The organism is Pseudoalteromonas sp. S408 (assembly GCF_005886645.1).
Taxonomy (GTDB): Bacteria; Pseudomonadota; Gammaproteobacteria; order Enterobacterales; family Alteromonadaceae; genus Pseudoalteromonas.
This window is the reverse complement of sequence record NZ_PNDY01000013.1, coordinates 251,447-264,369: the sequence shown is the minus strand read 5'-3', so window position 1 is coordinate 264,369 and position 12,923 is coordinate 251,447. Positions and strand designations below refer to the sequence as shown.

Sequence of the window (12,923 nt, the reverse complement as noted above, 5' to 3'; positions counted from 1 at the left end):
GTATTGTACACACAAAATAATCGAGGTCGATATTGCAAACTCATAAAAACACAGCAGATAGTGCATTTAATTGGATAACAATTTACCAAGCAGCCAACACCTTAGAGGCTAGTATTGTTAAGGGGTTAATTCAAGCAGGCGGGATAGAGTGTAAAGTTGCAGGAGAAATGCTTCAAGGCGCACTTGGAGAAATTCCTTTCGATCAGGCACAAGTTAGAGTGCAGGTTTATGCGATAAAAGAGCGCCATGCGCGACAAATATTGGTAAACTATCAGCAAGTAAAACAATCCGCTCCAGATTGGGTATGTCCTAACTGTAATGAGCATAATGGATCAACATTTGATTTTTGTTGGTCATGTGAGACGTTAAAGAATGACTAAAGCAAATAATTTTCAGCGTATTAGAGAGCTAAACTATTTACAAAAAGCGGTATTAGCAAGTGCGCTAATTGAACGTATGTTGCCAAATTACGGTTTATTTAGTGAAGCTACGGGGTTTGGTGATGAAACGTTACTTCGTAATGCGCTTAATGTTTGTTGGGAAAAAATCTTGCTACCAAAAAGTAAGATTGATTTAGAAAAGCAAGTTGAAAAAGTGGAACCTAATGTTCCAGAGCTGGCTGATTTTGATATGTTTGGTACATACCCGGCTATTGATGCGGCAACGTCATTACTGAGCTTGATGCATGGCTTAATGGCACAAGACGATAAAGAATTTGTAAGCGTTAGTAAAATTTCGCAAGCAACCGTTGCGCGCTTTATTGAATACCAAATGACAGTAGACGGTGAAATTGCAGACAATACCGCTGTTAGGGAACACCCTTTGATGCAGTATGAAATTGAAGTGTTAGCTGAGCTTATTGATTTTGTTGAAAATATGGGGCGTATTACTTCAGATAGTGTAAAAGCGCTGAAAAAATTTGCTGTTGTTGATGGTCAAACAAATATTGGTTTGACGTTATAAACAAATTAAGTAACTTGAACTTTGATTAAGTAGTGATAAAAAAGCGGGAGAAGTACAATGCGAATTTTAGGCATTGAATCGTCATGTGATGAGACTGGTATTGCAATTTATGATGATGAAAAAGGTTTATTAGCTCATCAATTATACAGCCAAGTAAAAGTGCATGCTGACTACGGTGGTGTGGTTCCTGAGCTTGCGTCACGCGATCATGTGCGTAAAACTCTACCTCTTATTGATGCCGCGTTTGCTCAAGCGGGTTGTGGCCCTGAAGATTTAGATGGTATTGCTTATACCGCTGGCCCCGGCTTGGTTGGGGCGTTGTTAGTGGGTACTTCAATTGGCCGCTCTTTGGCTTATGGCTGGGATATTCCTGCTGTAGCGGTACATCATATGGAGGGTCACTTACTTGCTCCTATGCTTGAAGAAAACGTACCTGAATTTCCGTTCATTGCGTTACTTGTTTCTGGTGGCCATACCATGATGGTAAAAGTTGAAGGCATTGGTCAATACGAAGTACTGGGCGAGTCTGTTGATGATGCTGCAGGTGAAGCGTTTGACAAAACAGCTAAATTATTAGGTCTTGATTACCCAGGAGGCCCTCGCTTGGCTAAATTAGCAGAGCAGGGTGTGCCAAAGCGATTTATCTTTCCTCGTCCAATGACTGACAAGCCAGGCCTTGATTTTAGCTTTAGTGGCTTAAAAACTGCGGCGTCGATTACCATTCGTGAAAATGACGAAGACGAGCAAACTAAAGCTGACATAGCTCATGCATTTCAAACCGCCGTTATTGATACGTTAGTTATTAAATGTAAGCGAGCGCTTAAGCAAACAGGCATCAAACGTTTAGTCATTGCAGGTGGAGTAAGCGCAAATACTCAGCTTAGGCTTCAGCTTGAGCGCGTAATGCAAGGGATGAAAGGTGAGGTTTATTATCCGCGTACAGAGTTTTGTACAGATAACGGCGCAATGATTGCTTATGCCGGAATGCAGCGTTTAAAAGCAGGTCAGTTTGCAACTCTCGATATGAAAACCAAGCCACGTTGGCCAATAGACAGCCTCGAGCCCATTTAATTTAACGGGTTATGTTGGTTTATTTTTATCGGTGGGGGCGTTTTTAGCCCCCACTTTTGGTTCTTCGCCCGCAAATAACCTAACTATATTTGTTCTGTGGCGAAAAATAATGAGCACCGTGATAAAAACCACTGGCAATGTATATAGGGGCTTGATTAACCACGTATAAAGCGGTGCGAGTAAAACGGTAACGAGGGCGGCAAGTGAAGAGTAGCGACTTACCGCAACTATAATTAGCCAAGTAGCAATTAATAACCCTGCCAGGGATAAACCTATTGGAAGTAAAGCACCAAATGCGGTTGCAACGGCCTTGCCTCCTTTAAAATTAAAAAACACGGGGTACATGTGCCCTAAACAGGCGCCGACGGCAACAACGCCCAGAACTAAAGGCTCAAGTTGTAAAAAATAGGCCCCCCACACTGGAATTGTGCCTTTTAAAATATCAAAAACAAGAACTAAAACAGCAGGAAAAGCGCCACCTAAGCGGTAAACATTAGTTGCGCCTGGGTTATTTGAGCCATGTGTGCGGGGATCTTGGAGTTTAAATAGGCGCGACACTAAAATAGCCGACGAAATCGACCCAAGTAGGTACGCTAAAACAAACATCAAAATGGCTAACACATAGTTCCTTATTTTTTTATCGTTATACCCGTTACATTTAATGCAATTAACATCGTTTTTGGGCTATTATTGGCGGCAAAATTTATCGTTAAAAGTATTATACTTCTATCAATTTTAGCTCAACGCGTTATTTTGTTATTGTAGAAGGTATTTTTACATATTTAAACACTGATTAAAGCATATACAATATTAATTTTTAATTAGTTTATGTAGTTAGAACAGTTGTTGGTCTTTTGGAGTATCAATGGATAAGGTATTTATATCTCAATTGCACGTCGACACGATTATTGGAGTGTACGACTTTGAAAAAGAAAGTAAACAGAGCCTTTATTTTGATATTGAAATGCTAAGTGATATTAAACCCGCTGCCGCAAATGATGACATTAATTTAGCACTTGATTACGCAAAAGTAAGCGAACGCGTCATTGCACATAGTACTGCTAAGCCTGTTGAGTTACTTGAAACACTTGTTGAGCAATTGGCTGATATTATTTTAACGGAATTCAATACAACTCAAGTGAAAATTAGAGTGAGTAAACCTGCAGCAGTGCCTCAAGCACAAACTGTTGGAGTAGAAATAACTCGCAATAAGGCAAGCGTTTAAATGGCGCAAATATTTATTAGTCTTGGGTCAAATATTAACAAAGTGCACTATATGCAAAGTGCCTTAAAAGCGCTTAAAACGCATTTTAAAAATATAGAGCATTCGTCTGTTTTTGAAAGCGAAGCCGTAGGTTTCGTAGGTAATAACTTTTATAATTCGGTCGTTGGGGCAAAAACAAATAGGCCGCTAGCTGAAGTGTGTGCGTTACTAAAAGAAATAGAGCGCGATAATGGTCGTACACCTAATGATAAAAAGTTCAGCCCACGAACCCTTGATTTAGATTTATTGTTTTACGACGATGTTATTTGTGACAGCCCTGCGCAATTGCCGCGCGATGAAATCACTAAAAATGCATTCGTACTACAGCCTCTCAGTGAGGTTGCCCCCGGTTTTTATCACCCTGTAGCTAAGCAAACAATTGCTCAATTATGGAATGAATATAATAACCCTCAACAAAAACTATGGAAGGTGGAGTTTTCTAACCCATGAGTATTTTAGAAATAATAATTTTAGCGCTAATTCAAGGTTTTACTGAGTTTTTACCCATATCTAGCTCGGCTCATTTAATTTTACCCTCGCAAATTTTAGGCTGGGAAGATCAAGGACTCGCTTTTGATGTTGCAGTGCATGTGGGCACTTTAATAGCGGTTGTTATTTATTTTCGTAAAGAAGTGGCTGATATTCTCAGTGCGTGGTTTAAATCGTTTGGCGCACAAGGTAAAACAGACGACAGTAAACTCGGCTGGTGGATTATTTTAGGGACAATACCTGCTGCAGTATTTGGTTTGTTACTTAAGGATTTTGTTGAGTTATACCTTCGAAGTGCATGGGTCATTGCTGCCACCACCATTATTTTTGGTTTGCTGCTCTGGTACGCTGATGCCAAAGGAAAACAAGTTAAAACAATTTATCAACTTAATTGGAAGTCGGCTTTAATGATTGGCTTGGCGCAAGCCGTTGCTATGATCCCGGGTACCTCTCGTTCAGGTATTACAATGACAGCGGGTTTAATGCTAGGCATGAATAAGCAAAGCGCAGCGCGCTTTTCGTTTTTACTCGCCATTCCTGTTATATCAATGATGGGGCTTTATTACACAGTAGAGCTCGCATTGGGCGACCACGTTGTTGAATGGGGCACATTGTTACTAGGGGTGGTACTGTCCTTTTTATCTGCTTATGCGTGTATTTATTTATTTTTAAAAGTGATTGAACGAATGGGAATGTTACCTTTTGTCATTTACCGATTAGTTTTAGGCTTAGGTTTAATCGTTTTTTTAAGTATGTAGATTAATTTACTTTGCAAAAAAGCCTTCTAATTTAGAAGGCTTTTTTGTTTGTGATAATGACTTTAAGCATTAGTAAAATACCTACATATAATGGTAACTATGCGCGAAATTTGGCATTATAGCGCCATTAAACTTTGCACAGCTGCAAAGTGAGCATACGGTTTAAGGAAAGTATATGCATATTCATATTTTGGGCATTTGCGGTACGTTTATGGGCGGTATTGCAGCCATTGCTAAGTCACTTGGTCATCAAGTGACAGGTTCAGACCAAAACGTTTACCCACCTATGAGCACCCAGCTTGAAGATCTTGGTATTGAGCTCACTCAAGGTTACGACGTATCTCAATTGGAGCCAAAACCCGATATGGTGGTGATTGGTAATGCCATGAGCCGAGGTAACCCATGTGTTGAATATGTGTTAGATAACAGCTTACCTTATACCTCAGGCCCTGAGTGGTTAAAGCATAACTTATTGCAAAACTCTTGGGTACTTGCGGTAGCTGGTACGCATGGTAAAACCACCACAGCCAGTATGCTTGCGTGGATACTCGAATATGCGGGCCTTAAGCCTGGCTTTTTAATCGGCGGCGTAGTACAAAACTTTGGTGTGTCGGCTAAAGTGGGCGAAACCCCATTTTTTGTAATTGAAGCCGATGAGTACGATACCGCCTTTTTTGATAAGCGTAGTAAGTTTGTTCACTATTTACCGCGTACGCTAATTTTAAATAATCTTGAATTTGATCACGCAGATATTTTTGATGATTTGAACGCAATTAAAAAACAATTTCACCACTTAATGCGTACACTACCTTACAGCGGTAAAGTCATTTGGCCAAAACAAGACAAAGCGCTTGAAGACGTTATATCGCAAGGTCTATGGAGTGAAAGCGAAACGTTAGATGGCGATTGGGGCTATAAACTAATTAAAGCCGATGGCAGCGAGTTTGATGTACTTTTGAATAATGAGCTGCAAGGTACGGTTAATTGGGGCGCAATTGGCGAACATAATGTAAAAAATGCGATTATGGCAATTGCAGCTGCGCGCCATGTGGGAATTGCTGTGAGTCACAGTATTGATGCACTTGCCGAGTTTATAAGCCCAAAAAGGCGCATGGAACTCAAAGCCGACATAAATAGTATTAAGGTGTATGACGATTTTGCTCATCACCCAACAGCGATTACAACAACCTTAGCGGGTTTACGCGCTAAAGTTGGCGATGAAAAAATTATTGCTATTTTAGAGCCCCGCTCAAACACCATGAAAATGGGTGTGCATCAACACACGTTACTCGCTTCATTGGCTGAGGCTGATGAGGTGCTTTTGTTTGAACCCGAAAACTTAGGTTGGTCGCTCAAAGAACAAGCCCAAAAAGCGGGTATGCAATGCTTTAACAGCACACAGTCGATTATTAATAGGGTGCTTGAAAATGTGCAGCCTAATCAACACATTTTAATCATGAGTAATGGCGGTTTTAATGGCCTCCATCAGCAGCTTGTTGATGGATTGGCTGATAAATACAGCGGAGAATAATTTGCAATTTAAAGATAAAATAACCTTAGCGTTTAGCGGTGCCTCTGGTGCGCCATATGGATTAAAATTGCTTGAAGTACTGCTTGAGCAGCAGTATCAAGTGTATGTACTTATTTCGAGTGCGGCTCGAGTTGTGCTTGATACTGAGTCAAACATAAAGCTCTCTGCAAATGAAGATAAAGCCACTGAGCAATTAAATGCGCTATTTGATGCAAAACCACTGCAATTACAAGTGTTTGGTAAAGATAACTGGTTTAGCCCTGTAGCTTCTGGCTCTGCCGCGCCGAAAAAAATGGTTGTTTGTCCATGCAGTGCAGGATCGGTATCAGCGATTGCGGTAGGCGCATCTGATAATTTACTAGAGCGTGCGGCTGATGTGGTGATTAAAGAACGTGGCCAGCTTATTTTAGTGCCGCGCGAAACGCCTTTTAGCGAGATCCATTTAGAGAATATGCTAAAGCTATCGCGATTGGGTGTAACCATTATGCCCGCAGCGCCTGGCTTTTATCATAAACCGCAAAGCATAGAAGACTTAGTTGATTTTATGGTGGCGCGAATTTTAGATCATTTAAACATTGAGCATGCTCTAACAAAACGTTGGGGCTATGGTGAGGGTAAGTAATGAGTAAGCAAAGTATTGCATTAAATATCGAAGGCCTTACCAAGGTATACAAAAACGGCGTAGAGGCTGTTAAAGGTGTTGACTTACAAGTAGAAGAAGGTGATTTTTTTGCGTTGCTTGGGCCTAATGGCGCAGGTAAGTCAACAACCATTGGTGTTATTTCGTCCTTGGTTAATAAAACTGAAGGTAAAGTGGAGGTATTTGGTTGCGATATCGATACCCATCTTGAAGCTGCCAAGGCGCATTTAGGCTTAGTGCCACAAGAATTCAACTTCAGCCAGTTTGAAACGTTGACCCAAATATTAGTAAATCAAGCGGGTTATTACGGTGTGCCGCGCAGTGAAGCACATAAGCGTGCAGATAAATATTTAGCTCAGCTTGGGTTACTTGAGAAAAAAGATAAACAAGCGCGCACTTTGTCAGGTGGGATGAAGCGCCGTTTAATGATTGCACGCGCACTGATGCACGAGCCAAAGCTGCTGATTTTAGATGAGCCAACAGCGGGAGTAGATATAGAGCTACGCCGCTCTATGTGGGAGTTTTTACGCAAAATTAATGAGCAAGGCGTCACAATTATTTTAACCACGCACTATCTTGAAGAAGCAGAGTTACTGTGTAAAAACATCGCTATTATCGATAGTGGGCGCATCGTAGAAAATACCACCATAAAAGCGTTATTAGCAAAGCTTGATAAAGAAACCTTTGTGCTTGATTTAAAAATGCCAGCAAAGCCCGTCACATTACCTGGGTATACCTACACTATGACGGACGATCATACCATTGAGGTTGAAGTGGCAAAATCGCAAGGATTAAATGCGGTATTTACTGAGCTCACAGCACAAGGTAATACAGTATTGAGTATGCGTAACAAAGCCAATAGATTAGAAGAGTTATTTGTAGGATTACTAGAGCAAGGGCGGGGCGAATAAATGTTAAAATATGGCGTAGCCTTAAAAAGTATATGGATTAAAGAGTGTATTCGTTTTTTACGTATTTGGGTGCAAACCTTAGTACCACCAGCTATTACAATGAGTTTGTATTTTGTTATTTTTGGTAACTTAATTGGCTCGCGTATTGGTGAAATGGGCGGATTTAGTTACATGGAGTTTATTGTACCCGGCTTAATTATGATGTCGGTTATAACTAATTCATACTCTAATGTCGCCTCTAGTTTTTATTCAACCAAGTTTCAAAAAAGTATTGAAGAGTTGCTCGTTGCTCCGGTGCCTAATTATATAATTGTATTAGGCTACATGGGAGGCGGTATGACGCGCGGTATGATGGTAGGCTTTATTGTTACCTGCGTGTCGCTACTGTTTGTTGATATTCAAATACATAATATTTTTGTAATAATGGCAACAGTTATCTTAACTTCTGCGGTGTTTGCATTAGGTGGTTTGATTAATGCTATTTACGCTAATAGTTTTGATGATATTAGTATTATTCCCACATTTATACTTACTCCGCTAACGTATCTAGGTGGTGTATTTTATTCAATTACGTTACTACCTGAGTTTTGGCAGAACGTATCGCAAATAAACCCAATCATTTATATGGTTAACGCATTTAGGTATGGATTTTTAGGTGTGTCGGATGTTGATTTAACGGTCGCATTGGGTGTTATTTTAGTGTTCATTACAGTGTTATTTTCTGTTGCGCTTACATTAATCAGAAAAGGTGTGGGGCTAAGACATTAATGAGTGATGCAAATTCTCGAAGTATTGTATCTAATCAGGCTGGTATTCATGAAAAGCTTGATGAAGTAGTAAATAAGCATTTAAGCGCCGAGTTTAAAAAGCCCATTGCTGCACACACGCAAGCGGCATTTGATGAGGTTAATGAAAAGGTGCGGGCATTTGATGGACCACTTATTTTAGACTCATGCTGTGGTGTGGGGGAAAGTAGCGCGAACTTAGCTAAACGGCACCCCGATGCGTTGGTGATTGGTATTGATAAATCATCTCATCGACTTGATAAGCACGACGTAGAATACAAGCAAACTGATAGCGGGCAGTATATCTTAGTGCAAGCCGATTTAAACGATTTTTGGCGTTTAGCAGTGGCTGCTAATTGGCAGCCTACGCATCATTATTTGCTTTACCCAAATCCATGGCCTAAATCAAAGCATATTCAGCGCAGATGGCATGGTGCGGCTATTTTTCCGTTTATTGTTAAATTGGGTGGGCAATTAGAGGTTCGCAGTAATTGGGATATTTATGTAAAGGAGTTTGCCAGAGCGCTTGCGCTTACAGGTAATCACTGCGAAGTGACACTTTATGAGTCAGATGATGCAATCACTCCGTTTGAGCGTAAGTATTGGGCTAGCGGTCAGCAAAGTCATCGGCTTATCATCAATTTAACCTAAGTATGGCTAGAATATTTAGTCGTTACAGTTTACTCAGCTGGCTAAATTAGTATCTTCAGATATAGCGAATTGTGGCGCGGGATAAGCAAAGTAATTACCTTGCATAAGCGTCACATTTGCTTTTTGTAGCGCATTAACTATGGCTGCGTTTTCTACAGATTCAGCAATGAGCTGTAAATCTAATTGGTTAGCAAATGCTGCTATATGCTCAATAAATAAGTAAATGTCTTTATCGTTTATTATTTGTTTTATCAATCCACCATCTAATTTAATTCCATCTACTTCTAGCTTAAGCACATTTGAAATATTTGAATAGCCACTTCCAAAATCATCAATAATGACTTTTACCCCTTTACTTTTTACCATAGAAATAAAGGCTTTCACTTCTGAATAATTAGCAATGGCTTGCGTTTCGATTAACTCTAAAGTGATATTGCTTGGGTGTGGATAACGTTTAAGTTCGTTAGTAATATATTCGTTTAAACTTGGGTCTAACATATCTTGCGCTGTTATATTTAAGCTCCAGCAAATATTAGTCTTTCTAAAGCGACTAATACACTGCGAAAATATAGTGCGGGTTAATAACCCGTCCATTCTAGAGCGAGTAACTACATCTAAAAACGCATCGGGTTTTAAAATCTCTCCACTTGCGGTCACCATCCGAGCCAAGCATTCATACTGCACTACCTGATTACTTTTGGTATCTATTATTGGTTGAAAGTAGGGCACAATTCGGTTGTTATCAAACGCATCGTGAACTTCTTTAGCCATTTCTACATTGTATTGATATTGAGTTTTAACATCATGTAGGGCTTTTGAATAATTAATAACCGTATGTCTGCCTTGTTTTGCTTGCAGGGCAGCAATATGAGCATTTTCAAGTAATAGTGACTTATTGCCAGTTGCAATGCCCGCACATAAAGTGATGTATATGAATGGGTCGGTTAATAAAGGCGTATTGGCATTATAGGTTTCAATTAAGTCGTTAAGTTCTTCATAAGGTGTTTCTTTGGGGGAAAGCAGTACCAGTTTATTCGTTGCTAAGCGATATAAATGACAGTGAGTAGAGCAACGGCTTTTAAAATGCATAAGTAGATTTTTCATTACTCGGTCGCCAATTTCAGTGCCGTAAAAACTATTTATATCCTCAATTTCGTTCACCCATACAACGGCTAGTTGCATATGGTGGTTATTACTTTTTTTGAGAAAATATTCCAAAGCAATGTGGTTATCAAAGCCGGTACTGGAGTCAGTTGCTAATGAACGCTTGAGTAAATAAACATAAATAGCGGCAACAAGCGCTGCTATAAAAAAGAAAAAGCTTGCCATAGCAGCTGCTTTAGAAACGCTTTCACTCAGCTTTTGGTTTAGGTCGTTAATCGTTATATCGGCGCCGGTAAGGTAAGTGGTACCTGTTCGAGTATCTACGTAAGGAATAAATATCGTTTTAAAATGCCCCCACTGATCCGCTGAAACTTCAAATACTGGTTCTGTGGAGTAAAAAGCGCTTATGTTGAGATTGGTTGCTTCTGGGTATATATCTAAATATTGCGTTATTTTGCCATTGCTCATATCGTCTTGAGTATAGCTAGATGCAGTAAAGTATACGCGGTTGTTTTTTAATATCATCGCATATACATATTCAACATCCAGTGCTTGTGCAAACTCTGAAAGCTGCCTGCTTTTGACTTCATAATCAATAAAATTAATTTGGCCGTTTTGATTCATGGTATTTAGGTAATCATCACCTAGTATATGCTTTACAGTGGCTGCGGCATTAAGTAGACGAGCATCGACAGACTCCATAATTTCAGCGCGGGTTGTTTGGTAGGTGTAATAGATATAGACAACTAAACTGACTAAAAATAAAGCAAAACCGGCTACTAACCAGCTCACTTTTACTCTTCCCTTAAGCATGTCTGTCCCTTTTTTGTTGTTTTTTTTATTATACTTAAAATACCAAATTGCCCAATAAAAAATTAGTATTTATTCAGTTAAATAAAATTTTAATTAAATTAACACTTTTTTGTCATGCGTGTTGTTGCTTTTAAGGCTTTTAACGAGACATTTTACTTATATTGCAGTACAGTTAGCGCAATTATTTAGAAACACTATTGCTTAACTTACCGCCATAATTGGGCGTTTTTACTAGTTAAACAGGTGTTTTAGCAACACACACACTAGGTATTAAGATGGATCAAAAGCGTTGTGCCGTCGCCTCTAAAGAAAGCCTTAAGCGTATATTTACTGTACCTGAAGCGCCTGACTCAACTTTAAGCAAAATAGAGCTTGAAATTTCGAGTAATTTAGCAGGGTTTTTAAACGAAAATATAGCGGCAATTGAAAAACCCTTACATGAAATTGAAAAAGACTTTCAATCTGCGGTGATCCCGGAAGATCCAACATTTGTATCTGCTTATGCTCAAGACATAATGGAGCAGCTTGTTGCGCATTCTGTGCATACTGCTGCACCAAGTTTTATTGGCCATATGACCTCTGCACTGCCACATTTTTTATTACCTCTATCAAAATTGATGGTGGGACTAAATCAAAATTTAGTAAAAATAGAGACATCCAAGGCATTTACCCCCTTAGAGCGCCAAGTACTTGGTATGATGCATCATTTAGCCTATGGCCAAAATGATGCGTTCTATTCTAAATGGATGCACAGCGCTAAAACCTCACTTGGCGCATTTTGCTCTGGTGGCACGGTTGCAAACATTACTGCGCTTTGGATTGCTCGAAATCGTTTATTAAAACCAGATGGCGAGTTCACAGGTATTGCAGCCCAAGGGCTAGTGGCTGGTATGCTTCATTATGGGTATAAAGGGCTCGCGGTTTTAATTTCAGAGCGAGGCCATTACTCACTAGGGAAATCGGTTGATTTATTAGGGCTAGGGCGCGACAACTTAATTGGTATAAAAACAACGGATGACAATAAAGTCGATGTAAATGCCATGCGAGATAAAGCTCGCGAGCTAGAGTCTAAAGGCATTAAAGTAATGGCAATTATTGGTGTTGCAGGTACAACCGAAACCGGTAATATCGATCCGCTTAACGAAATGGCTGATTTAGCGCAAGAAATTAACTGTCATTTTCATGTTGATGCAGCATGGGGCGGAGCAACGTTGTTATCGAACACGTACCGTCCTTTGTTGAATGGTATTGAGCGAGCAGACTCAATAACAATTGATGCCCACAAACAAATGTATGTACCTATGGGGGCTGGTTTGGTGTTATTTAAAGACCCAGCAGCAACCGATGCAATAGAACACCATGCTGAGTATATATTGCGTAAGGGCTCTAAAGATTTAGGTAGCCACACACTCGAAGGTAGCCGCCCAGGTATGGCTATGTTAGTGCATGCTTGCTTACGTGTTATTGGCCGTAAAGGCTATGAAATGCTAATCGATAGAAGCATTAAAAAAGCAAAATACTTTGCTGATTTAATCAAAGCAGATGAAGATTTCGAGCTTATTTCAGAACCTGAACTGTGCTTGCTTACTTATCGCTATGTGCCTAAACAAATAAAACAAGCGATTGCTGAGGCAGATGAAAAAACACGGATTGATATTTTTGCCTCACTAAATCGTTTTACAGCCAGTATGCAAAAACGCCAGCGTGAGTCAGGTCGATCGTTTGTGTCGCGTACTCGTTTGACCCCAGCTCAATACGATAATCAACCTACGGTTGTGTTTAGGGTTGTACTGGCTAACCCGCTAACCTCGGGTGTGATTTTAAAAGAGATATTAGCTGAGCAAAAAGAGCTTGCTAAAACAGACCCTGTATTTAAAAAGTATTTAAGCAAATACATGAAATAGTAAATGCCGCATTTATAAAAAAGACGCTATTTCGCGTCT

At 39.9% G+C, this 12,923-nt stretch carries 14 protein-coding genes; 12 read left to right on the top strand and 2 right to left on the bottom strand.

Annotated features, from left to right (window positions below):
* Positions 1 to 32 precede the first annotated feature (32 nt).
* From CWB62_RS12520 to tsaD, 3 genes are read left to right on the top strand one after another with little or no spacing between them, the layout of a single operon-like run.
* Positions 33 to 380, top strand: coding sequence for a putative signal transducing protein (locus tag CWB62_RS12520; protein ID WP_138527524.1), 348 nt, complete (start codon positions 33 to 35; stop codon positions 378 to 380).
* On the top strand, positions 373 to 963 hold the full coding sequence (locus CWB62_RS12515; RefSeq protein WP_138527525.1) for a YjaG family protein: 591 nt from the start codon (positions 373 to 375) through the stop codon (positions 961 to 963). Before CWB62_RS12520 ends, CWB62_RS12515 begins: the two co-directional genes overlap by 8 nt.
* 57 nt (positions 964 to 1,020) lie before the next feature.
* Positions 1,021 to 2,034, top strand: coding sequence for a tRNA (adenosine(37)-N6)-threonylcarbamoyltransferase complex transferase subunit TsaD (gene tsaD, locus CWB62_RS12510; protein ID WP_058404936.1), 1,014 nt, complete (start codon positions 1,021 to 1,023; stop codon positions 2,032 to 2,034).
* A 9-nt stretch (positions 2,035 to 2,043) separates the two neighbouring features.
* Here tsaD and plsY read toward each other — a convergent pair whose 3' ends face one another.
* Entirely contained in the window at positions 2,044 to 2,655 is a 612-nt protein-coding gene (gene plsY / locus CWB62_RS12505) for a glycerol-3-phosphate 1-O-acyltransferase PlsY (protein WP_138527526.1), read from the bottom strand.
* A gap of 244 nt (positions 2,656 to 2,899) precedes the next feature.
* Here plsY and folB point away from each other — a divergent pair, with 244 nt between their 5' ends.
* The 8 genes from folB to trmB all read left to right on the top strand — a co-directional run bounded on the left by folB (position 2,900) and on the right by trmB (position 9,063).
* Positions 2,900 to 3,259 carry a dihydroneopterin aldolase gene (gene folB, locus CWB62_RS12500; protein ID WP_058404938.1) on the top strand — a complete coding sequence of 120 codons (360 nt, stop codon included), beginning with the start codon at positions 2,900 to 2,902 and terminating at the stop codon, positions 3,257 to 3,259.
* On the top strand, positions 3,260 to 3,748 hold the full coding sequence (gene folK, locus CWB62_RS12495) for a 2-amino-4-hydroxy-6-hydroxymethyldihydropteridine diphosphokinase (protein ID WP_138527527.1): 489 nt from the start codon (positions 3,260 to 3,262) through the stop codon (positions 3,746 to 3,748).
* Positions 3,745 to 4,545, top strand: coding sequence for an undecaprenyl-diphosphate phosphatase (locus tag CWB62_RS12490; protein WP_138527528.1), 801 nt, complete (start codon positions 3,745 to 3,747; stop codon positions 4,543 to 4,545). Before folK ends, CWB62_RS12490 begins: the two co-directional genes overlap by 4 nt.
* A gap of 175 nt (positions 4,546 to 4,720) precedes the next feature.
* Positions 4,721 to 6,076, top strand: a complete 1,356-nt coding sequence (gene mpl, locus CWB62_RS12485; protein ID WP_138527529.1) for a UDP-N-acetylmuramate:L-alanyl-gamma-D-glutamyl-meso-diaminopimelate ligase — start codon at positions 4,721 to 4,723, stop codon at positions 6,074 to 6,076.
* A 1-nt stretch (position 6,077) separates the two neighbouring features.
* The gene (locus CWB62_RS12480; RefSeq protein WP_138527530.1) at positions 6,078 to 6,698 is read left to right on the top strand and encodes a flavin prenyltransferase UbiX; all 621 of its coding nucleotides are present in this window, start codon (positions 6,078 to 6,080) and stop codon (positions 6,696 to 6,698) included.
* Positions 6,698 to 7,627, top strand: a complete 930-nt coding sequence (locus CWB62_RS12475; protein ID WP_138527531.1) for an ABC transporter ATP-binding protein — start codon at positions 6,698 to 6,700, stop codon at positions 7,625 to 7,627. The genes CWB62_RS12480 and CWB62_RS12475 overlap by 1 nt, the downstream gene beginning before the upstream one ends.
* The gene (locus CWB62_RS12470) at positions 7,628 to 8,395 is read left to right on the top strand and encodes an ABC transporter permease (RefSeq protein ID WP_138527532.1); all 768 of its coding nucleotides are present in this window, start codon (positions 7,628 to 7,630) and stop codon (positions 8,393 to 8,395) included.
* On the top strand, positions 8,395 to 9,063 hold the full coding sequence (trmB, locus tag CWB62_RS12465) for a tRNA (guanine(46)-N(7))-methyltransferase TrmB (RefSeq protein ID WP_138527533.1): 669 nt from the start codon (positions 8,395 to 8,397) through the stop codon (positions 9,061 to 9,063). Before CWB62_RS12470 ends, trmB begins: the two co-directional genes overlap by 1 nt.
* Positions 9,064 to 9,096: 33 nt before the next feature.
* Here trmB and CWB62_RS12460 read toward each other — a convergent pair whose 3' ends face one another.
* Positions 9,097 to 10,980, bottom strand: a complete 1,884-nt coding sequence (locus CWB62_RS12460) for an EAL domain-containing protein (RefSeq protein ID WP_138527534.1) — start codon at positions 10,978 to 10,980, stop codon at positions 9,097 to 9,099.
* Between the two features lie 275 nt (positions 10,981 to 11,255).
* Between CWB62_RS12460 and panP the strand changes: the two genes are divergently transcribed.
* On the top strand, positions 11,256 to 12,884 hold the full coding sequence (panP, locus tag CWB62_RS12455; RefSeq protein WP_058551531.1) for a pyridoxal-dependent aspartate 1-decarboxylase PanP: 1,629 nt from the start codon (positions 11,256 to 11,258) through the stop codon (positions 12,882 to 12,884).
* Positions 12,885 to 12,923 lie beyond the last annotated feature (39 nt).